Here is a 20396-nt window from a genome sequence, read left to right as displayed (position 1 = left end):
GCCTTTTATTAACTCATCATAAAAAGAATTATCTGAATTTTTTATGATTTTCATTTCGAATTTTAACTAAATTCATTGCTTCAGTTTTTGCTTGATCTAACTGTCCGTGCTCAACCAATGCAGTTACTTTATCAATCTCAGCAACAAGCTGATCTAAACCAGCTTGGTACTCTTTTACCTCCACATTTCCTGAAGGTAAACCTTCGAGTTTATGCGGCAAATATTGCTTAGAAGAAACTGCTGCTTCACGCATTACAACAAGCTGTTGTTTCGCATTAGCAGCATCTTTCGCTTCAGCAAATGCTTTAGTGCTCTTAGCTAAAGTTTTCATATTCGTTTCTAAATCAGCCGCCCAAACAGCAGAGCTTCCTAAAAAAACACATGAGATTAACAAGCTAGCTAACAATTTCTGACCCATCATCTTCTCTCCCTAGACTGATTTAGAATCGTGTTATGAATTAAGCATCAATATCAGCATTTAAAGCATTCTCTTCAATGAATGCACGACGTGGTTCCACATCATCACCCATTAAGCAAGAGAACATACGATCTGCTTCAATCGCATCGTCAATGGTTACCTGTAACATATGACGGTTTTCAGGGTCCATTGTCGTTTCCCAAAGCTGTTCAGCATTCATTTCACCAAGACCTTTATAGCGTTGGATCATCATACCGCGGCGCGAATCTTGCAAAATATGCTGCCAAACTTGATGGAAGTTAGCCACTTGAATACGGCGATCACCTTTTTGTAAATAAGCACCATCTTCAAGCAAACTGAACCAACTCTTCGAGTTTTTCAGCAAACGAGCATACTCAGCTGAGTTCAATAAACCTGCATCAAGCAAATATGCATGTGGCAAGTTATGAACATATACAGTAATACGCGGCCAATAATGCGCAGATTTTTCACCCTGAGCATTTTCACGCTCAAATGACTCTAGCGTAATTTCCGGACGTAAACTTGGCTGTAATCTTGTAATGATATCTTTTACTTGATCAGCCCATTGTTGTACATAAGCCTGATCATGGTTTTGATCGCTCTTGAATGCCTCTATTTCAAGTAAAGCATCTAGTAAGCTAGCTGGGTAACGTAACGTTAAGCGCTGTAAGCTCTTTTGCGAAACTTGATAATCCTGAATGACTTTAGCAAGTGCTTCACCTGTAATTGATGGTGCTTCGGCATTGGTATGCAAAGATAGCTCATCAATCGCATTTGAAATTAAATAATTTTCCAATGCATCATTATCTTTGATGTATTGTTCCTGCTTACCTTTTTTCAATTTGTATAAAGGTGGCTGTGCAATATAGATATACCCACGCTCAACCAATTCTGGCATTTGACGGAAGAAGAACGTTAACAACAAGGTTCGAATATGCGAACCATCAACGTCGGCATCGGTCATGATAATGATTTTATGATAGCGTAGCTTGTCAGGATTATATTCTTCACGACCAATACCACAGCCGAGAGCAGTAATTAAAGTACCTACTTCCTGACTAGAAATCATTTTGTCAAAGCGTGCACGTTCAACGTTCAGGATTTTACCTTTTAACGGCAAAATAGCCTGCATTTTACGGTTACGGCCTTGCTTGGCACTACCACCCGCAGAGTCACCCTCGACAAGATATAATTCAGAAAGTGCTGGATCTTTTTCCTGACAATCTGCCAATTTTCCTGGTAAACCAGCAATATCAAGTGCGCTCTTACGACGCGTCATTTCACGCGCTTTACGTGCAGCATCACGCGCACGTGCAGCATCAATAATCTTACCAGCAATTGACTTTGCAGCTTGCGGGTTTTCAAGTAAGTAAGCAGAGAACTCTTTGTTCATTGCTTGCTCAACAGCAGGTTTTACTTCACTCGATACCAGTTTTTCTTTGGTTTGAGATGAAAATTTTGGATCAGGTACTTTTACCGAAATAATAGCGGTTAAACCTTCACGTGCATCGTCGCCCGTTACATTGACTTTTTCTTTCTTGAGAATATTTTCATTTTCAAGATATTGGTTTAAACCACGCGTCAAAGCTGCACGGAAACCAGCTAAATGGCTACCGCCATCTTTTTGAGGAATGTTATTGGTAAAGCAACGAACGTTTTCTTGATAACTTTCATTCCACTGCAAGGCTACTTCTACACCAATACCGTTATCTGTATCCGCAGTAAAATGGAAAATCTCATTTAGATGAGTTTTACCTTCGTTAATGTATTTTACAAACTCAGATAACCCACCTTCATAGTCATATACATGTTCAAGGTTAATACGTTCATCACGTAATACAATACGTACGCCCGCGTTTAAGAATGAAAGCTCACGTAAACGGCGTGCTAGAATTTCTACGTTAAAAATGGTTTGGGTAAATGTTAATTCACTTGGCCAAAAACGTACTGTTGTACCACTCTTATCCGTTTCACCAATCACACGTAATGGATATTGCGGATCACCGTGTTGATATTCTTGCTCATGCACTTGACCAGCACGAGAAATCATTAAATGTAATTTACTCGAAAGTGCATTTACTACAGAAACACCTACGCCGTGTAAACCACCTGAAACCTTATAGCTGTTGTCATCAAACTTACCGCCAGCGTGCAGAATGGTAAGAATTACTTCCGCTGCAGAAACACCTTCTTCAGGGTGAATATCGGTTGGAATACCACGACCATTATCAGAAACACTCACCGATTCATCTTCATGAATAGTGACAATAATTTCATCACAATGTCCAGCTAAAGCTTCATCGATTGCGTTATCGACTACCTCGAATACCATATGGTGTAAACCGGTACCGTCGTCTGTATCCCCAATATACATACCCGGACGTTTACGAACTGCATCTAATCCACGTAATACTTTAATACTAGAGGAATCATAAGCCTTTTCATTGGTTTGTTCTGTTTGAGAGGCTGATTGAGACTCTGAACTCATGGTTTCTCCCTAGCAAATATAGGTTTATTCAAAGATGGGTAACATCAAAAAATTATGGTGAAGCAAGACTAACTTGACCGGATTCAACATTGAATAATTGATATGAAATAGACAAATCATGTAAATGTTTTTTTACCGATGCATGATCTAAAGTTGTCATAAAAACCTGGCTACCAAGTTGGCTTAATCGTTCAATTAAACGTTGTTGTGCGGTTAAGTCTAATTCTGCTGTCAGATCATCTAATAATACCACAGTTTCCTTATTACTCGCATGCAACATTGCAATTTGTGACAGTTTTAAAGCAATAATCAGCAGTTTTTTCTGACCTCTTGATAAAACCACATCAGCATGTCCATAAGGGGTTTTTAAGCGCAAATCGGCTCGATGTGGACCATATTCGGTATAACGTCGTTCGATGTCTTTTTGGTGTTGATTAAGCAGGTCTTGCATGAGTCCCTGCTCTGTATGAAAACCAGGACTGTATTCCAGTTCTATTTCAAGATCAGGGAGTAATTGCCTCAAATCATTTTGAAAAAAGACATTCCATTGTTCCACAATACCCAACCGCTGAGAGTGCAAAATTTCGCCATAGTCACTCAGCATTTTGTTCCAAGGCTCTAAATCAGCCAAAGACAAATTCCGTCGGGTTTTAAGTAAAGTATTACGTTGTTTTAATGCACGCGAATAGTATTGCCACGCAAAATAAAACTCAGGTTCCACGTGGAACATCAGCCAATCTAAAAGTTGGCGTCGTGGTTTTGCACCATGGTCAATAATGTCTGTACTTTGTGGATCAAGATGCTGCAAAGGAAGTAATTTAGCAAGTTGGCCTTGGGTAGCCACGGTATCGCCATTGACCTTCATCAACTGCTCACCAGATGCCAACTTTTGCATACCAATTTTCTCAGTACTAGACTGTGCAAAGACAATCGCATCTTCGGCAGCATACTGAATATAATTTTTAGGAATATGAGTGCGGAACGATCGCCCTGTTGCAAGCAAATGAATTGCTTCCAGAATTGAGGTTTTTCCTGAACCATTAGCGCCATAAAATATATTAAACGGTTGCAACCCTTGGAGTGCAACCGTTTTTAAATTACGCACACGTTCAATATTTAAGCGCGTAAGATGCATATTAGATAGCCAGACTATACACGCATCGGCATAACTACATAAGTTTGATCACTATGCGCCGGATCTTGAACCAAAACAGACTGATTCGCCTCACTCATACTCATATTTACGTCATCGCCATCAAGTACACCCAATACTTCAAGTAAATATTGCGCATTAAATGACATTTCGAGTGGTATATTTTGATATTGAATAGCTAAATCTTCAATAGCCTCATCTTGCTCAGGGTTATTTGCACGAAGCTGTAAAGAATCCTGATTAAAATTCAAGAAAACACCACGCAACTTTTCATTACTCAAAATTGCGACACGTTGTAATGATTGCTTAAATACATCATGGCTAATTAAGACATGTTTATCGCCACCACGTGGAATCACACGACGATAATCAGGGAATTTGCCATCAATCAATTTTGTAGTAAAACGAACAGTAATATTGCCCTGTTCTTTATCACGACTTGGTGTATTGATGGTTACATTTAACAATTCACGACCAATCAACAAAGTTAATTGTTCATCTTCAATACTCAGTAAACGCTGTAATTCACCAACAGCTTTACGAGGTACAATAGCCTGCACCAATTGAGCTGATGTAGAAGACGCTGTAATTTCACAAAGTGCTAAACGGTGACCATCTGTTGTTACTGCACGTAATTGATTTTCATCAATTTCCAATAAAGTACCCGTTAAATAAAAACGTACATCTTGTACAGCCATCGCAAAAGCAGTTTTTTCAAATAAACGCTTTAACTCACGTTGGGTTACTTGTACTTGAGTACCCTGACTATTTTCAGTCGTCAATAATGGATAATCTTCTGCGGGTAAAGTCCCTAATACAAAACGGCTATTACCAGACTTTAAGATACATCTTTGATCTTCAGTAATTTGTAAATCAATTAATGCAGCTGTAGGCAATGATTTACAAATTTCCATTAACTTACGAGCAGGGACTGTTGTTTCCCCTGCTTCAAGGCATGCCCCTTCTGATAAAACAGTGCTCGCAACCAGCTCGACTTCTAGATCAGAACCAGTAATGGTGAGCGCCTGAGCATTAGTCTGAATTTTGACGTTTGAAAGAATATTCAATGTATGACGACGTTCTACCGCACCGACAACATGCGATAAAACATTGAGTAAACTTTCTTTAGCGATTTTCAAACGCACGATTCATTCCTCTAGCAACTTGGAGCAAATATTTCATTTTTTAGCTGTGTACTATGCTGCACTTACGTAGACTTTGCAACAAGGTCTTATCATTTCATTAACTCTGAAGTAGACGCAGTAGATTTTTATAATCTTCATCAAAAATTGGATCTTCTTCTCGCAGGCTTGCTACTTTTTCACAAGCGTGCATCACTGTACTGTGGTCTCGTCCACCAAAAGCCATTCCAATTTCTGGAAAACTATCACCGGTCAACTCACGAGCAAGTCCCATTGCCAATTGACGTGGTCGAGCATAAATTCGTGTACGTTTTGGCCCCACTAATTCTTTTAATGGGATACGGAAATATTCACTAACCACACGCTGGATATTTTCTACACTAATTGTTCGTGCACGGATCGCCAACACATCTTTTAAAGACTCACGAACCACATCAAGATCGATTGGTGCACCTTTAAAACGGGAAATTGCAACAACTTTATTAAGTGCCCCTTCAAGTTCACGCACGTTCGCAACAACTTGTTGTGCAATAAATAATGCACAATTTCGAGGTAAATCAACGCCGCTATTTTCCGCTTTCTTTAATAAAATTTCGATACGAGTTTCAATATCTGGTGGTTCAACACCTACTGAAAGTCCCCAAGAAAAACGGGAAACCAAACGCGGATCTAACTCTGTTAACTCTTTTGGATAACGGTCTGAAGTTAAAATAATTTGTTTAGATTCATCAAGTAAAGCATTAAATGTATAGAAGAATTCAACTAAACTCGCCTCTTTACCTGCTAAGAGATGAATATCATCGACCAATAATAAATCTAAAGAACGGCAGTTTTTCTTAAACTCTTCTACTTTGCCTTTTTGTAAAGAACTCACAAAATCCTGAACAAAACTCTCAGAAGTCATATACATCACACGGGCATTAGGTTTGGCTTGTAGTAAAGCATTGCCAACTGCCTGCATTAAGTGAGTCTTACCTAGCCCTGTGGGGCCATATAAAAACAAAGGGTTATGCTGTGAAGCGCCTAATTGAGTTAATACTTTTCTACATGTTTCAGCAGCCATCTGGTTCGAACGGCCTTCAACAAATAAAGAAAAAGTAAACTGAGGATTGAGTAGCTTTTTTTTCGCTGTTTTAGGGTTGACCACACTATTCGTATGAGGACTAGAAACAGACTCGGGCTCTTTTTTTACTTTAATACTTTGTGGTGGCGCAGATTGCAAAGCAGCAGTAGTGGTTGCTGGTTGTTCAGCAGATGACAAAATACTCCCAGGACGAGAATCAACTAAAATCTCAACCTGACGGACACGCCCTTCTGACAACTGCTCAGCCAATATAGAAATTAATTCTAAATGGTTCTCTTGAATGTAACGCGTCCAATAAGGGTTAGGAGCATAGAGACGTAGTATTCCTTCTACTTCTTCAGCAACTAATGGGCGAATCCACATCGCAAAGACGTTATCAGAGAGCTCTTGTCGCAAGCGAGTTAAGCAGTCTGTCCAAAGCATGTGTATCCCCTATTTCTGCATTTTTAAATTCAAATAATCTAAAGATTAACCCTTCCTGATAAGAAGGGGTCGCCATTCTAACCAAGTTATCCACATCTGTCATGACGAATTCGACTGATTTTGCCTAAAAAGAAATCTCTTGTGAATAAATTTAAATTCAAAACCACTTGTGTATAACTTTTTGCACAACCTGTGGATAAATTATCACATAAACTTATCCACAATCCATAAATATAATAGAAACAGAGTTATCAACAACCCAAATACATGTTTTTTAAATTTAAAAGTGCGAAATCCACAGAAAAAGTAGCTCCTAATAAGAATAAATATAAATTTTAAAATTTGAATTTATTTAATAGGGGTGTGATCTTTTGTGGATAACTACAAAATATGAATTTAAATTCAAATGCAGCAAATCAAAGCCAAGATGATATCTTGTTTTGTTGATAAGTATGTATATAAGGTGTGTATATAATAAAAGCTCTAATAAAAATAGACAATTACTTTGTGTATAACTTTAAAAACTATATATTGCACTGAATTATGAAAATCATAAAAAAGAAGTAGAGAGATTAAAAATTTGGGTTAAATACAAAACTTTCTTGGTTTTTCATTGACAGCGTAAACATTGCACAATAAAATCGCGGACCTTTATAGAAAGATCATTTTTGGGAGTTTCGATATGAAACGTACTTTCCAGCCATCTGAATTAAAGCGTAAACGCGTTCATGGCTTCCGCGCTCGTATGGCAACTAAAGCTGGTCGTCAAGTATTAGCTCGTCGTCGTGCAAAAGGTCGTCATAGCTTAACTGTTTAATTACTGTTACGCTGACCAGACTTGGGTGTGATGACACTTTACAATTTTAGCACAGATGTGCGAATACGCTGTGCTGCAGATTATAAAAGTGTATTCGATGGTGCGCTTTTTAAAGTGCATCAACCCCATTTTTTATTTCTTGCAAAATTAACCGAACAGCCTAATAGCCGTTTGGGTATTGTTGTTGCTAAGAAAAAAGTGCGCCGTGCACATGAAAGAAATCGAATAAAACGTCTTGCTCGTGAGAGCTTTCGTCTACATCAGCCGAATTTTGGATCAGACATAGATATTGTGGTAATGCCAAAAGTTGGTATAGAAACGATTACGAATGCTGAGCTATATCAACAATTAGATTTTGCTTGGCAAAAATTACAGCGCTTAGCAAAAAAACATTCTAAAGTTGGCACAACCTCGCAGAATTAAGAGATAGCCAATGGTTAGTTTTCTACGTTGGTTGATTCGACTGTATCAAATTGCGATTAGTCCGCTTCTTGGACCCCGTTGTCGTTATATCCCGACTTGTTCCCAATATGCGATAGAAGCATTGCAAACTCATGGTGCGATAAAAGGCGTTTGGCTATCTTCTAAACGGATTTGTCGTTGTCATCCGTGGGGAGGATCTGGATATGATCCGGTACCGCCAAAAGCAATTCGTTTTATTTCGTTTCATCAAATAGATTCTCAAACGCATCATGTTGCTGTACCCTTTCGTGATCGTTTACTGAAGCAAAATCTCTCTAACCATTTGGGGTAATAGATATGCAACAATGGGCCAGGTTTGCAATTCTCGGGGCCATGTTTGTCACCGCATATTTGCTCATTTTGGCTTGGCAAAAAGATTATGGAAATGCTGCAACTGCACCGCAAAAACAAGCGGCGGCTGTAAGTTCACATGAAGTATCTGCTGATTTGCCAAATGCTAAAAATGCAACAGTGGCTTCCGATGTGCCACAAGCAAATATTGCGCAGTCACAAACCACAGATGCAACTGCACCTGTGAATCAACAGCTTATTTCAGTACAAACTGACCTTTACCATATTTGGATCAATCCAAAAGGTGGTGATATTGTTCGTATTGAATTACTCTCACACGACAAAAGCAAAGACAGCGATCAGCCATTTGTTATGCTTGAAAATGATTCTAAGCGTACTTATGTTGCTCAATCTGGCTTAATTGGTTTGAATGGACCAGATAGTAGTCGTGGTGGTCGTCCATTATATGCTGTTGAAAAAACATCATATACTTTGGCTGATGCTAAGGGTGTACAGGATCAAAAGGGTCAATCTGAAAAAGTTTTAAACGTTCCGATGGTATTTAAAACACCGGAAGGCGTTGAAATTATTAAAACTTTTACTTTTACCCAAGGGCAATATCCAATTGTTGTAAGACATCAAGTTATTAACCGTAGCCAACAAAGCTGGCAAGGTCAGATGTTTGGACAATTAAAGCGTGATAACTCTGACGATCCTGGTAAATCTTCTCAAGGTATTTTCACTCTAGGAACTTTCTTAGGTGGAGCTTGGGGGACGCCTGAGTCACATTACAATAAGCTGAAGTTTGCTAATTTCTCAGAAGAAAAAGTAAGCACTGAAGCTAAAGGTGGATGGGTTGCGATTGTTCAGCATTATTTTGTAAGTGCTTGGATTCCTGGGAATCTTAAACTGACTCAAGCGAATGGTCAGCCTTATGTAGCTAAACTTGAATCTCGTCAATCTGCTGATCATATGAATATCATTGGTTTTACCTCACCAGTGATTAATGTTCCAGCAGGCACTTCAATGGAAGTGGACGCAAAACTTTATTCAGGTCCTAAAGTTCAAGCTGAATTAAAAGATTTAGCGGTTGGTTTGAATCAGACTGTTGATTATGGCTGGTTATGGCCGATTGCCAAGTTATTGTTCTTAGGTCTTCAATTCTTCCATAGCATTGTGGGCAACTGGGGATGGTCAATCATCTTACTTACCGTTATGGTGAAGATGATTTTGTGGCCTTTATCTTCAAAAAGTTATCGTTCTATGGCGAAAATGCGTGTGATTGCACCAGAAATGCAACGCATGAAAGAAGAGTTCGGTGAAGACCGTATGCGCTTCTCGCAAGAAATGATGGCTTTATACAAACGTGAACAAGTGAATCCGCTTTCAGGTTGTTTACCATTGTTGCTACAAATGCCAATTTTCCTTGCCTTGTACTGGGTACTCATGGAAAGTGTGGAATTACGTCATGCACCATGGTTAGGCTGGATTCAAGACTTGTCAGCAATGGATCCTTGGTTCATCTTGCCATTAATCATGGGTGCTACCATGTTTGCACAGCAAATGTTGAACCCACAACCAGCTGACCCAATGCAGGCAAAAGTGTTCCGCATTATGCCGATTATGTTCACGGTATTTATGCTGTTCTTCCCTGCAGGTCTCGTGTTGTACTGGATTGTGAACAACAGTATTACTATTTTACAGCAGTCGTTTATTAATAAGAGCGTTGAGAAAAGTCGTTTAAGTAAGACTGAATCAGCATCTTAATCGTTGAACTTTTGCTGAATAAATCCGCTTAAGATGGTAATCTTAGGCGGATTTTTCTTTGGCTGGATTTTAGGTTTTTAGGTGAATAATATGCAAAGTCAAACCACGATTGCCGCAATTGCAACGCCACCAGGGCGTGGTGGTGTGGGCGTGATTCGCCTATCGGGACCTAAGGCTTATGAAATTGCTCAAAACCTGACACAAAAAAACTTACCTGAAGCACGTATGGCTGGTTTTCGTAAGTTTTATGATGCTGATGGAAGCATTATGGATGAAGGGATTGTTTTATGTTTTCCAAATCCTCATTCGTTTACAGGTGAAGATGTTGTAGAGCTACAAGGGCATGGCGGTCCAGTCATTCAGAATGCCTTACTTGGTCGTCTATTTGAGCTTGGTGCAATTGCTGCAAAAGCTGGTGAATTCTCCATGCGCGCTTTTGAAAATGGCAAGATGGACTTGGTTCAAGCAGAAGCCATTGCCGATTTGATTGATGCAACATCGCAAGCTGCTGCACGTTCTGCTGTTCGCTCTTTACAAGGCGCTTTTTCGACCAAAATTAATACCGTTTTAGAAAAACTAATCCATTTACGCTTACATGTGGAAGCAGCAATTGATTTTCCTGAAGAAGAAATCGATTTCTTGGCAGATGGTAAAATTTTAGCTTTACTTGAAAATGTTCAGCAGTCGGTACATGCCGTTCAAACATCTGCACGACAAGGTCAATTATTACGTGAAGGTTTACAAGTCGTTATTGCCGGTAAACCAAATGCGGGTAAATCGAGCTTGTTGAATGCGCTTGCTGGCGTTGAGCGAGCTATTGTGACGGACATTGCTGGTACAACCCGCGATGTTTTGCATGAAAAAATTAGTTTAAATGGCTTACCAATCACCTTAACAGACACTGCGGGCCTTCGTGAAACGGGTGATATCGTTGAAAAAGAAGGGATTCGACGTGCGATTAAGGAAATTGAACAAGCTGATTTGTTATTGTTGGTTTATGACTTAAATCAAGGTGATGATCCATTAAAACTCGCTCAAGAATATTTTGCTGAACATATTGAGCCGCGTCGCTTGATGTTAATTGGTAATAAATGCGATTTAACTGGTCAATTAGCTGAAATAAGTGATTTTCAAGGATTCCGTCATATTACCGTTTCTGCAAAACAAGAGATGGGTGTACAAGGCCTCGTAGAGGCGATTACAGCGCATGCAGGCTTTCATCCTGAGGAAGACACCTTTATTGCGAGAACGCGTCATTTAGACGCAATGAAGCGCACACAGCTCTACCTCTCAGAGGCACATGAGCAACTTGTGGTATTTAATGCAGGTGAACTCGTTGCTGAATCATTACGTCTTGCTCAGAATGCTTTAGGTGAAATTACAGGTGACTTTAGCGCCGATGACCTGTTAGGCAAAATCTTTGGTTCATTTTGTATTGGAAAATAATTAAAAAAATTCTGAATGATGCACAGGAGTGTGTCATTCAGTAACCTCGTTAACCGTATCTTTTTAGAACCTTTAAAAACTCATCTAATTCATTCTGATCAACTTGTGCTTCTTTGAGCACATGATGATGTAAATGCTGTTCCATCAATTCACTCATCAAACCGTTTATCGCACCTTTAATTGCGGCAACTTGTTGCAGTATTTCTATGCATGAAAGATCCGACTGTTCAACGGCATGCTCGATACTGTTAATTTGTCCTTTTAGTCGTTTTACACGATTAAGTATTTTTTTATCCTGACCAATGTGACTCATCTGTGTTCTCTTGTATAATTCAATATACTGGTAGGGAGTATATTGGGTTTAAATTTTATGCAGGATCATAGTGTATCACGTCATCATCAACATCAGTTTGATGAGGGAAATCCACTTGCACAAAAACGTATTTTGATTGCAACCATTTTAACGGCGTCCATGATGGTGTTAGAAGTATTTGGTGGGTGGTTCTTTAACTCAATGGCATTATTAGCTGATGGTTGGCATATGAGTTCGCACATGTTGGCACTCGGTTTAGCCTACTTTGCCTATCGTGCGGCCCGTCATTATTCAAAAGATCACCGTTTTAGCTTTGGAACCTGGAAAATCGAGATTTTAGCGGGTTATAGCAGCGCAATTTTGCTTATGGTTGTGGCTATTTTTATGGCATTTCAGTCGGTTCAGCGTTTATTTAATCCGGTTGAGATTTTTTATAATGAAGCTATTCCGATTGCAATTTTAGGTTTAGTAATTAACTTGATTTGTGCGTGGTTACTTCATGATAATGGTCACCATCACCATCACCATCACCATCACCATCACCATCACCATCACCATCACCATCACCATCACCATCACCATCACGAGCATGGGGATCACCACCACGATTTAAACCAAAAAGCCGCATTTTTACATGTGGTTGCAGATGCTGTGACCTCCGTTTTTGCAATTATTGCGCTTTGTGCGGGTAAATATTTTGGCTGGGACTTTTTAGATGCACTTTTAGGAATTTTAGGTGCTATTTTGGTTGCAAAATGGTCTCTTGGGTTAATCAAAGAGACAGGAAAAACCCTTCTGGATGCAGAAATGGATCATCCTGTGGTTGAAGAAATTCGTGAAGTGATTGCTGAATTTCCTAAACACATCGAAATTACAGATATTCATGTCTGGAAAGTCGCAAAAGGCAAGTTTTCTTGTATTTTGGCGCTCGAAACTGATGATGTTTCCTTAACAGCAGACCAGATCCGTCATGCTTTATCGATTCATGATGAAATCGTCCATATTTCGGTAGAAATTAACGATTTAAAACCTGCTTATGTTCCACGTGAAACATTGGCATAACTAAGTGGGATTTTGGTTATAACTCGGTAAGCAGTTCTGTTTTCATGAGCTGAACTGATTAAAATGAGCTTCTCTCCTACCTATGAGTTGGTTTTATGCTTAAAAAATTAGGAATATTGGCATTATTTAGCTTAACGGCGAGTTTGAGTTTCGCTAATGTGGACTCAGTCAGAGAAAATATTAAAAAACAATATCCTAATTTAAAAATTAGCAATATTCAGAAAACCGAAATGCAAGGTTTATATAGCGCTAATCTGGATCAACAAATCATCTATGTGGGCGAAGATGGTCAGCATATGTTTGTTGGTTCTATGATCCGGTTAAAAGATCAGAAGAATTTGACTAAAGATCTAGTTCTAGGGCAGAACTCAATTGATTGGAAACAACTGCCTTTAAAAGATGCGATTAAAACGGTTAAAGGTAATGGACAGCATGTTTTAGCAGTATTTTCTGACCCCAACTGTCCTTATTGTAAACAGCTTGAACCTGAACTCGATAAGCTGAAAGATGCGACAATTTATACGTTTATTTATCCTTTAAAACCGCAGTCTATTGTGGTTTCTAGACAAGTATGGTGTGCGCCGAACCAATCATACTCTTGGAAAAAACTGATTCAGCAAGGGGGTAAACCCACAGTTACGAGCTGCGCTAATCCAATTGACCGTAATTTAGAGCTTGGAAAGAGATTAGGTTTTAATGGCACCCCTACCCTGATTTTTGCAAATGGTTTTAAACTGGTAGGTGCTCGTTCTGCAGAAGAAATTCAAGCCGTTTGGAAAGAGTTAGGTTTATAAAATAGATAAAAAAGCACCATTCGGTGCTTTTTTATTGCCTAAAACGAATTAACTTTTCCGTGCAATTAAATTGTAAATAAAGAGAATAAGCACTGCGCCAATAACAGATGCGATAAAGCCCGCCGCTGAATTTTCTCCGTAAAGCCCCAGTAATCGTCCGCCATAGGTAGCTAGAAGTGAACCTGCAATACCGATGAGGGTTGTTACGATAAAACCTGCTTTATCATCGCCAGGATGTAAGGCACGAGCGATTAAACCAGCAAAGAAACCAACCACAATAGCAACAATAAGTGACCACATATTTGTTCTCCAGTTGTTTTTTTGGTGAAGTTAATGATTTTGCTTCATATTCTATCGTGCTTCAGAGCCTGCTAGTTTGTCTGTAGCAGATTGCGAATTTTTGTGTCTTTTTTGTTCAAAACTAAAACGTTATATAAAAAAATAGCACCTTTCAGTGCTATTTTTTTGAAATTTATAAACCAATTTCACCAATAAATGGTAAGTGGCGATATTTTTGGTCGTAGTCTAAGCCGTAACCAACAATAAACTTATCTTCAACTTCAAAACCTAAAAATTTAACTTCAAGATCAATTTCACGGCGAGATGGTTTACTCACCAATGTGCACAATTGAATTGAATTTGGATCTCGAGTTTGCAACATTTCCATAACTTTGCTTAAGGTATTACCTGAGTCGATAATATCTTCAACTACCAACACATCTTTACCGCGAATTTCACCATCAAGATCTTTTAAGATTTTAACATCTCGACTTGAAGTTGTACCGCCGCCGTAGCTAGACACTGTCATAAAGTCGAGTTCATGCGGTTTGGTAATCGTGCGGCATAAGTCTGCCATGAAAATAACAGAACCACGCAGTAGCCCAATCAGGACCAACTCTTTGTCACTATTTGCATAGTGAGCGTTAATTTGCTCGCCGAGCTCTTTGACTTTTGCTTGAATTTCTTCGGTTGAAATCATGATGCTCATTGCAACAGTCATGTCAGATTCCTACAAGATATAAAAGAAAAAATAAAAAAGGTGTTGACCTGCAACACCTCTAAAATCTGAGTTAATGGTAAAATTTTAAAGCAAAATGACTTTTCATGCACCCTTTGATAAGTCAGAAATTTTATCATTTTGAGCAATATGTCGATCACGCTTTAATGCTAGTGCGCATATTCCAAATAATAACAAAAACTTAACAGCACGATTTTGTTTAGGCTGTTTCTTTTTGATAAGCACGTTTTCCATAAATATAAGTCGCCTCAATATTTCGGTCATCACCTAACGTGAATAATGCAAACAGGGAATCTTCAACAGATTTGGATTTAGACTGGCGCAGTTGCTGTAATGCTGTTGGCTTAAGATTCAAGACAACAAAATCTGCTTCTTTACCGATGTTGAAGTTTCCTAGTTGATCTTGCAGGTCAAGCGCTTTTGCTCCACCTAAAGTTGCATGATAGAGCGCTTCATAAGCTGAAAGTTTATCGCCTTGTAATTGCTGAACCTTATAGGCTTCGTTAACTGTTTGAAGCAAACTAAATGATGTACCTGCACCGATATCTGTACCTAAGCCAACTTTCACTTGTTTTTCCCATGTTTTTTTCAATGGAAATAAACCACTACCTAAGAACAGGTTTGAAGTTGGACAAAATGCGATAGCGGATTGTGTATCATGCATGCATTGCCATTCTTCGTCTTCTAGGTGAACGCAATGAGCAAACACGGAGCGCTTACCAGTAAGGCCATAATGTTGATAAACATCTAAATAACCAGTCTGTTCTGGAAATAAAGATTTCACCCAATCAATTTCATCTTTGTTTTCGCTTAAATGTGTATGTACATAAACATCAGGAAATTCTTGCTTTAACTGCCCTGCTCTTTCTAATTGCTCAGGTGTAGAGGTTGGTGCAAAACGTGGTGTAATCGCATAAAGTGCACGACCCTTGCCATGCCATTTTTCAATGAGTGCTTTTGTGTCGCTGTAAGCTGTTTCTGGTGTGTCACACAGTGCTTCAGGTGCATGACGGTCCATGAGAACCTTACCGGCAATTAAACGCATCTGAACGTGTTCTGCGGCTTCAAATAAAGCATCAACAGACTCAGGGTGAACTGTACAGAAAACGAGAGCGGTGGTTGTACCGTGTTTTAAGAGTTCTTGAACAAAGAACTGGGCAATTTCACTTGCATATGCTTTGTCCTGAAACTGGATTTCAGTTGGAAATGTATAGGTATTGAGCCAGCTTAAAAGTTGTTCGCCGTATGCTCCAACCATTTCGGTTTGCGGGAAGTGGATATGGGTATCAATAAAGCCGGGTACAATCAATTGTTCTGGGTAATGTTGAACTTCAACCCCAGCAGGAAGATGCTCTTGAGCTTCATCCCATGAACCAAACCATTTGATTTTTCCATGTTCACTAATCAATACACCATCTTCCAAATAACGTACTTGATTTGGAATATCAGTTGGCTCAGAGACAGTTTGCTGAATATCTAAAAAACGACCACGCACAACGGTGGTATTTGCGATCAATGACATGGAAAGCCTTTATATTTTCACTTTTTTCGGTTGATTGTACCCCAGTTAACCAAGATTTAAACGGTATAACGTTTACTTAGTCCCCATTCAGCCAAGATCCGACGATAAGTCGTTGATGAACGGTCAGCTTCAAAATGAGCTTCCATCATTAAATCTAGCGGGAGTTCTTCTGGTTTTTGTGATTCGACCATGTCTTGGTCTTCAGCAAAAATTTGGGCATTAAATGCATATACTTTTTCTAAATCACCTGTTTGATCAAAGTTACGGGTTAAGGGAACAAATAAACGAGTTTTATTACTTGAGATAGGACAACAGGCGTTCAAGATTTTTAAAACACCGCCTTCTGGAAAATCGACCGTAAGCACGGCTGAAAAAGGTGGATAAACATCAAAGGTGCGTTTCCACAAAAAGCCTTCTGGTTCGAGATGTTTTAATTCATGCGGATAGTTACTAACATTACTGATATAGACCGTTTTTAAGCCGTAGTTGGTACGTTCAGTATGATATTTAGGGACGATGGGATTATCGCGATTTGCAAAGGCATTGTGATGTACCCAAGCAAAATGAGCGACATCGATAAAACCTTCAAGTTGACGTCCGCTAGAACCGCCAATATCGACAAATGGTGGCAAAATTGTTTGATGCTCTGTCTGATTCCAAGTATCTAATACTGGAATATTGGCTTGTGCAACATCATGACCATGAATACTGGTCCAAATAAGGCCATAACGTTGAATAACTGGAAATTTGGTCAGAGAAAAACGATCAGAGATCTTGGTTAGTTCGGGTTGAGCTGGTATTTGGGTACATTTCCCTTCAGTGTTATAGCGTAGACCATGATAAGGACAAACAATTTCCTCACCGTCTACCCATCCTTTGGTTAAAGGCACACCACGATGGGGGCAAATATCTCGGACCAGATGAATTTCACCACTTTCTGTCTCATACAGGGCCATATTCACGTCTAATAGTGTCACTCGCTGGGGTGCAGTAGAGACGTCTTGAATACGAGCAACCGGATACCAGTGAGTAGATAAAATTTCCCAATCTTTTGCATCAAAACTGCTGTTACATGGCATAGCAAGTGGCGTTAAAGTTGGGATAGCATTCATGGCATTACTCCTTAAAAAAATTAGGGCTCTCACGAGCCCTTAAAATCTAGGCTTTTTTCTTTTTAGGAGATGCAAAGAGCTTGCCAATATGAGTTTTTAATATAAAAAATTGAATAAAATTTTTAAATTACATAAGGTTGAAAGACTATATTTTTGAATATTTGTTCTAATTTATCTTTAGAAGCTTGAATTGGTTTTTCAAGATGAACCTAAAACGCACTCTATGAGAGCAAATGAGGCACATTAAAAAAGCTCTATTTAAGAGCTCTTTTATATATGTTTAATGGGGGGTGATTACTCTACAAAGTAGTGCGCTGCAAAGTGAGCATCATTACCGATAATGTCGTAGCAATCTTCACGAATAGACATACCTGCGCATTGATGACCGACCATCCATAATCCAAGTGTAGGGAGTTGTCCTGAAAATAAAGGGGTATCTACCCATTTTTGTACGACATACCCATATTTGTCATAGTCATCAAAATAGAAACTACCAGAAGCTGCACCTTGGTCATGGCCATCTTGTAAAACCCGAATATTAGCCCCTTCCCTTGCCAAAATCGGTTTTTTCACCCATTTGCCAGCCAATGTTTGCTGTGGGTCATAAGTATGAGTTTCGACCAATAAAGGATGGTTGGGATAACGTTTCCAAAGCTCAACCAGAATTGCTTTATTTGAAAGTAGCATTTTCCAACAAGGTTCAATCCACTGGGTTTGTGGGTGGATATATTGAGAAAATGCTTCTTCCCAGATCCATTCCCATGGATAGAGCTTGAACAGGTTTTGAATGGTGCGATTATTAAGATCAACAAAATCTTGTCCATTCCAGCCAATATTTTCCATAGAGAGTTCAGAAACTTGTAGATGAGCTTGGTAGGCTGTATCCATCAAATACTCTAAATTGCCCCAGTCTTCCCGTCCAGCTTCCTGACAGGCAGCAAAATGCACATGACTACCGCGCGGTAAAATCGTCTTCCAGCGTTTAATCAGGTCTTCATGAATGCTATTGAACTGGTCTCGGTTCGCAATGCCTGAGACTTGTTCTATCCACAGCCACTGCGCTACAGATGCTTCTAGTAAGCCGGTAGGTGTATCGGCGTTGTATTCCAGCATTTTGATATTTCGCCCATCGTAGGCGAAATCAAAGCGACCATAGAGCATTGGTGCATTTTGTTTCCATGAGCTTTCAATATGGCTTAAGGCTACTTCGGGAATTTGAAAATAAGCAGGATAGTCACCCCGTTGAATGAGTTCTCCTACAACAGATAAACACATTTGATGCAGTTCATTTGCTGCATCTTCAAGTTGTTCAATCTGCTTAAGGGTAAACTCGTAAGCAACTCCTTCAGACCAGTAAATTGAGCCATCGAGAGAAGGTAAATTAAAGTAATCAAAACCAATATTTTGATGCTCCACTTGCCAGTCTGGGCGTGGAGTAAAGATTTTTCTTTTCATCTTATGTTAATGCCTGAATGACTTAGCCGCCGAAAGAAAAACCGCTACGGCCAAAACCACCTCGAATTGGCGATGAAAAAGACGAGCTTTTCGCCGTGGTTGAAATGATGGGGCGACCAGCACTCAAGTTGCTATAAGGGTGTAAGGTATTGCCGTGATAAGAAACTTCTCGGTTATTTCGATAATACGCAGGTCCTAAATAATGGCCTGAACCAGAACTATGTCCACTTGAGCTATTTTCTTCTTCACAAGTTTCAGTATTCCAGTCGCGAGCACAGTCATATTGGTTGTTATATACATCTTGTACTAAAGGACCATCATTATGACTACATGCCGTGAGCAATAAAGGCACCACGACAAGATTAATTTTTTTAGAACGCATGAGCCCCCACACATTTTAATAAGTATGTTCGACATACAATGTCGACTAGATATTGTCTATTATGTTTCTGATTAGGAAAGATAAATTTTAAGTTGGCATATAATATTAATCTGTTTTTTTAAAGTACAGCTTATTTTTAAAATTTAAAGCACAAGGCATCTCGCTTGTAGATGCCTTGTTTTGATGAATTAAGACTGTAACTGCTTTTTGTTGTGTCGTAAGGATAGATAAGCAGTAATTGCTAACACTATTACGATAAAGCTTAACGAGATCCAGATTGGCATGTGGAATACATCAAGCAACAACATTTTTGCACCAATGAACAATAAAATGATGCCTAAGCCGTATGGTAAGTAATGCAGTTTGGTTGCAGCGCCAGCAAGCAAGAAGAACATTGCGCGTAAACCTAAAATTGCCATTAAGTTCGCTGTTAAAACAATAAACGGATCGCTAGTTACCGCAAAAATAGCTGGAATAGAATCTACCGCGAAAATAACGTCAGAAGCTTCAACCAAAATCAAAACTAGAAATAACGGCGTTGCCCACAATAAACCATTTTGACGTACAAAGAATTTGTCACCTTCAAGCTGCGGAGTAATACGCATGTGCTTACGTAACCATTTTAAAACTTTGATATCTTCAATATTGGTTTCTTCTTCTTGACCTTTTAAGAACTTAAAGCCTGTGTATACCAAGAATGCACCGAAGATATAAAGCACCCAAGAGAATTCTTGAACAAACCATGCACCAATAAAGATAAAGAGAGTACGCAGTACGATTGCGCCTAATACGCCGTAGAGCAAAATTTTACGTTGTAGTGCAGCTGGGATAGCAAACGCTGCGAAAATCATTAACCAGACGAAAACGTTGTCAATTGCGAGCGACTTTTCAAGCAAGTAACCTGCAAAGTATTCCATTGTTTTTTGATTTGCTAAGGTCACACCAGCAGTTTGCTGTAGATGCAGCCATAAACCACCACCAAATAACGCTGCGACACTCACCCACGCCACGCTCCAGTAAGCAGCTTGCTTAATTGAAACATCCTGACCTTGCTTTTGCTTAAAGCCTAAAAAGTCAATCAGGAGCATGATAATGACAATGCCAAAGAATGCTACATACAGCCATAAATTGCCGATCGATTCCATAAAACCTCCACATCCGGCAATTGGGCATAAAAAAACCTTGACCCGTTGCCAGATGAATTAAACATCTGTGCCAACATGATC

At 39.3% G+C, this 20396-nt stretch carries 20 protein-coding genes; 7 read left to right on the top strand and 13 right to left on the bottom strand.

The features are described 5' to 3' along the window. Positions 1 to 28: 28 nt before the first annotated feature. The 5 genes from cybC to dnaA all read right to left on the bottom strand — a co-directional run bounded on the left by cybC (position 29) and on the right by dnaA (position 6729). On the bottom strand, positions 29 to 421 hold the full coding sequence (gene cybC / locus ACLBWE_RS18765) for a cytochrome b562 (RefSeq protein WP_045437788.1): 393 nt from the start codon (positions 419 to 421) through the stop codon (positions 29 to 31). A 37-nt stretch (positions 422 to 458) separates the two neighbouring features. Beyond that, positions 459 to 2927, bottom strand: a complete 2469-nt coding sequence (gene gyrB, locus ACLBWE_RS18760; RefSeq protein ID WP_447604246.1) for a DNA topoisomerase (ATP-hydrolyzing) subunit B — start codon at positions 2925 to 2927, stop codon at positions 459 to 461. A gap of 52 nt (positions 2928 to 2979) precedes the next feature. After that, positions 2980 to 4062 (bottom strand): DNA replication/repair protein RecF, encoded by a 1083-nt coding sequence (recF, locus tag ACLBWE_RS18755; protein WP_003656036.1) that lies wholly within the window; start codon positions 4060 to 4062, stop codon positions 2980 to 2982. A 14-nt stretch (positions 4063 to 4076) separates the two neighbouring features. Continuing rightward, complete coding sequence (dnaN, locus tag ACLBWE_RS18750; protein ID WP_003656033.1) at positions 4077 to 5225, bottom strand: DNA polymerase III subunit beta; 1149 nt, start codon at positions 5223 to 5225, stop codon at positions 4077 to 4079. A 97-nt stretch (positions 5226 to 5322) separates the two neighbouring features. Further along, entirely contained in the window at positions 5323 to 6729 is a 1407-nt protein-coding gene (dnaA, locus tag ACLBWE_RS18745) for a chromosomal replication initiator protein DnaA (protein ID WP_004640242.1), read from the bottom strand. Between the two features lie 682 nt (positions 6730 to 7411). On the opposite strand from dnaA, the gene rpmH reads away from it, so the two are divergent. From rpmH to mnmE, 5 genes are all read left to right on the top strand, one after another. Continuing rightward, the gene (gene rpmH, locus ACLBWE_RS18740; RefSeq protein ID WP_000831329.1) at positions 7412 to 7546 is read left to right on the top strand and encodes a 50S ribosomal protein L34; all 135 of its coding nucleotides are present in this window, start codon (positions 7412 to 7414) and stop codon (positions 7544 to 7546) included. Between the two features lie 30 nt (positions 7547 to 7576). Then, on the top strand, positions 7577 to 7969 hold the full coding sequence (rnpA, locus tag ACLBWE_RS18735; RefSeq protein WP_004640245.1) for a ribonuclease P protein component: 393 nt from the start codon (positions 7577 to 7579) through the stop codon (positions 7967 to 7969). Between the two features lie 10 nt (positions 7970 to 7979). After that, positions 7980 to 8300 (top strand): membrane protein insertion efficiency factor YidD, encoded by a 321-nt coding sequence (gene yidD, locus ACLBWE_RS18730; protein ID WP_045437783.1) that lies wholly within the window; start codon positions 7980 to 7982, stop codon positions 8298 to 8300. A gap of 5 nt (positions 8301 to 8305) precedes the next feature. Further along, positions 8306 to 10066, top strand: coding sequence for a membrane protein insertase YidC (gene yidC, locus ACLBWE_RS18725; RefSeq protein WP_005037757.1), 1761 nt, complete (start codon positions 8306 to 8308; stop codon positions 10064 to 10066). A gap of 90 nt (positions 10067 to 10156) precedes the next feature. Further along, on the top strand, positions 10157 to 11512 hold the full coding sequence (mnmE, locus tag ACLBWE_RS18720) for a tRNA uridine-5-carboxymethylaminomethyl(34) synthesis GTPase MnmE (protein WP_127494847.1): 1356 nt from the start codon (positions 10157 to 10159) through the stop codon (positions 11510 to 11512). A 49-nt stretch (positions 11513 to 11561) separates the two neighbouring features. Here mnmE and ACLBWE_RS18715 read toward each other — a convergent pair whose 3' ends face one another. After that, positions 11562 to 11825, bottom strand: a complete 264-nt coding sequence (locus ACLBWE_RS18715) for a metal/formaldehyde-sensitive transcriptional repressor (RefSeq protein ID WP_003656024.1) — start codon at positions 11823 to 11825, stop codon at positions 11562 to 11564. A 57-nt stretch (positions 11826 to 11882) separates the two neighbouring features. On the opposite strand from ACLBWE_RS18715, the gene dmeF reads away from it, so the two are divergent. Further along, complete coding sequence (dmeF, locus tag ACLBWE_RS18710) at positions 11883 to 12887, top strand: CDF family Co(II)/Ni(II) efflux transporter DmeF (RefSeq protein ID WP_447604245.1); 1005 nt, start codon at positions 11883 to 11885, stop codon at positions 12885 to 12887. A gap of 95 nt (positions 12888 to 12982) precedes the next feature. Further along, complete coding sequence (locus tag ACLBWE_RS18705; RefSeq protein WP_447604244.1) at positions 12983 to 13681, top strand: DsbC family protein; 699 nt, start codon at positions 12983 to 12985, stop codon at positions 13679 to 13681. 48 nt (positions 13682 to 13729) lie between these two features. Here the strand turns inward: ACLBWE_RS18705 and ACLBWE_RS18700 are convergent, their stop codons facing one another. The 7 genes from ACLBWE_RS18700 to ACLBWE_RS18670 form a co-directional block, all read right to left on the bottom strand. Then, positions 13730 to 13981: a GlsB/YeaQ/YmgE family stress response membrane protein gene (locus ACLBWE_RS18700; protein ID WP_045437771.1), complete on the bottom strand. Its 252-nt coding sequence runs from the start codon at positions 13979 to 13981 to the stop codon at positions 13730 to 13732. Between the two features lie 172 nt (positions 13982 to 14153). Beyond that, entirely contained in the window at positions 14154 to 14681 is a 528-nt protein-coding gene (gene hpt / locus ACLBWE_RS18695; protein WP_004640259.1) for a hypoxanthine phosphoribosyltransferase, read from the bottom strand. Between the two features lie 217 nt (positions 14682 to 14898). Beyond that, positions 14899 to 16221, bottom strand: coding sequence for a guanine deaminase (gene guaD, locus ACLBWE_RS18690; protein WP_348951869.1), 1323 nt, complete (start codon positions 16219 to 16221; stop codon positions 14899 to 14901). Between the two features lie 56 nt (positions 16222 to 16277). Beyond that, positions 16278 to 17333 carry an aromatic ring-hydroxylating dioxygenase subunit alpha gene (locus tag ACLBWE_RS18685; RefSeq protein ID WP_348951871.1) on the bottom strand — a complete coding sequence of 352 codons (1056 nt, stop codon included), beginning with the start codon at positions 17331 to 17333 and terminating at the stop codon, positions 16278 to 16280. Between the two features lie 294 nt (positions 17334 to 17627). Then, positions 17628 to 18788, bottom strand: coding sequence for a glutathionylspermidine synthase family protein (locus ACLBWE_RS18680; RefSeq protein ID WP_447604243.1), 1161 nt, complete (start codon positions 18786 to 18788; stop codon positions 17628 to 17630). Positions 18789 to 18810: 22 nt separating this feature from the next. Further along, entirely contained in the window at positions 18811 to 19170 is a 360-nt protein-coding gene (locus ACLBWE_RS18675; protein WP_056484376.1) for a hypothetical protein, read from the bottom strand. A 188-nt stretch (positions 19171 to 19358) separates the two neighbouring features. Beyond that, positions 19359 to 20315 carry a TerC family protein gene (locus ACLBWE_RS18670; RefSeq protein ID WP_447604242.1) on the bottom strand — a complete coding sequence of 319 codons (957 nt, stop codon included), beginning with the start codon at positions 20313 to 20315 and terminating at the stop codon, positions 19359 to 19361. Positions 20316 to 20396: the final 81 nt, after the last annotated feature.

This window comes from Acinetobacter sp. M5A5_2a (genome assembly GCF_053345265.1).
The sequence above is the reverse complement of the archived record's forward strand: the minus strand, read 5'-3'. Positions and strand labels throughout refer to the sequence as shown.

Excerpts from the sequence above, each read along its gene's own strand:
- cybC (WP_045437788.1), bottom strand. The coding sequence starts at position 421 with ATGATGGGTCAGAAATTGTTAGCTAGCTTGTTAATCTCATGTGTTTTT.
- gyrB (WP_447604246.1), bottom strand. The coding sequence starts at position 2,927 with ATGAGTTCAGAGTCTCAATCAGCCTCTCAAACAGAACAAACCAATGAA.
- recF (WP_003656036.1), bottom strand. The coding sequence starts at position 4,062 with ATGCATCTTACGCGCTTAAATATTGAACGTGTGCGTAATTTAAAAACG.
- dnaA (WP_004640242.1), bottom strand. The coding sequence starts at position 6,729 with ATGCTTTGGACAGACTGCTTAACTCGCTTGCGACAAGAGCTCTCTGAT.
- rpmH (WP_000831329.1), top strand. The coding sequence starts at position 7,412 with ATGAAACGTACTTTCCAGCCATCTGAATTAAAGCGTAAACGCGTTCAT.
- rnpA (WP_004640245.1), top strand. The coding sequence starts at position 7,577 with ATGACACTTTACAATTTTAGCACAGATGTGCGAATACGCTGTGCTGCA.
- yidD (WP_045437783.1), top strand. The coding sequence starts at position 7,980 with ATGGTTAGTTTTCTACGTTGGTTGATTCGACTGTATCAAATTGCGATT.
- yidC (WP_005037757.1), top strand. The coding sequence starts at position 8,306 with ATGCAACAATGGGCCAGGTTTGCAATTCTCGGGGCCATGTTTGTCACC.
- mnmE (WP_127494847.1), top strand. The coding sequence starts at position 10,157 with ATGCAAAGTCAAACCACGATTGCCGCAATTGCAACGCCACCAGGGCGT.
- ACLBWE_RS18715 (WP_003656024.1), bottom strand. The coding sequence starts at position 11,825 with ATGAGTCACATTGGTCAGGATAAAAAAATACTTAATCGTGTAAAACGA.
- dmeF (WP_447604245.1), top strand. The coding sequence starts at position 11,883 with ATGCAGGATCATAGTGTATCACGTCATCATCAACATCAGTTTGATGAG.
- ACLBWE_RS18705 (WP_447604244.1), top strand. The coding sequence starts at position 12,983 with ATGCTTAAAAAATTAGGAATATTGGCATTATTTAGCTTAACGGCGAGT.
- ACLBWE_RS18700 (WP_045437771.1), bottom strand. The coding sequence starts at position 13,981 with ATGTGGTCACTTATTGTTGCTATTGTGGTTGGTTTCTTTGCTGGTTTA.
- hpt (WP_004640259.1), bottom strand. The coding sequence starts at position 14,681 with ATGACTGTTGCAATGAGCATCATGATTTCAACCGAAGAAATTCAAGCA.
- guaD (WP_348951869.1), bottom strand. The coding sequence starts at position 16,221 with ATGTCATTGATCGCAAATACCACCGTTGTGCGTGGTCGTTTTTTAGAT.
- ACLBWE_RS18685 (WP_348951871.1), bottom strand. The coding sequence starts at position 17,333 with ATGAATGCTATCCCAACTTTAACGCCACTTGCTATGCCATGTAACAGC.
- ACLBWE_RS18680 (WP_447604243.1), bottom strand. The coding sequence starts at position 18,788 with ATGAAAAGAAAAATCTTTACTCCACGCCCAGACTGGCAAGTGGAGCAT.
- ACLBWE_RS18675 (WP_056484376.1), bottom strand. The coding sequence starts at position 19,170 with ATGCGTTCTAAAAAAATTAATCTTGTCGTGGTGCCTTTATTGCTCACG.
- ACLBWE_RS18670 (WP_447604242.1), bottom strand. The coding sequence starts at position 20,315 with ATGGAATCGATCGGCAATTTATGGCTGTATGTAGCATTCTTTGGCATT.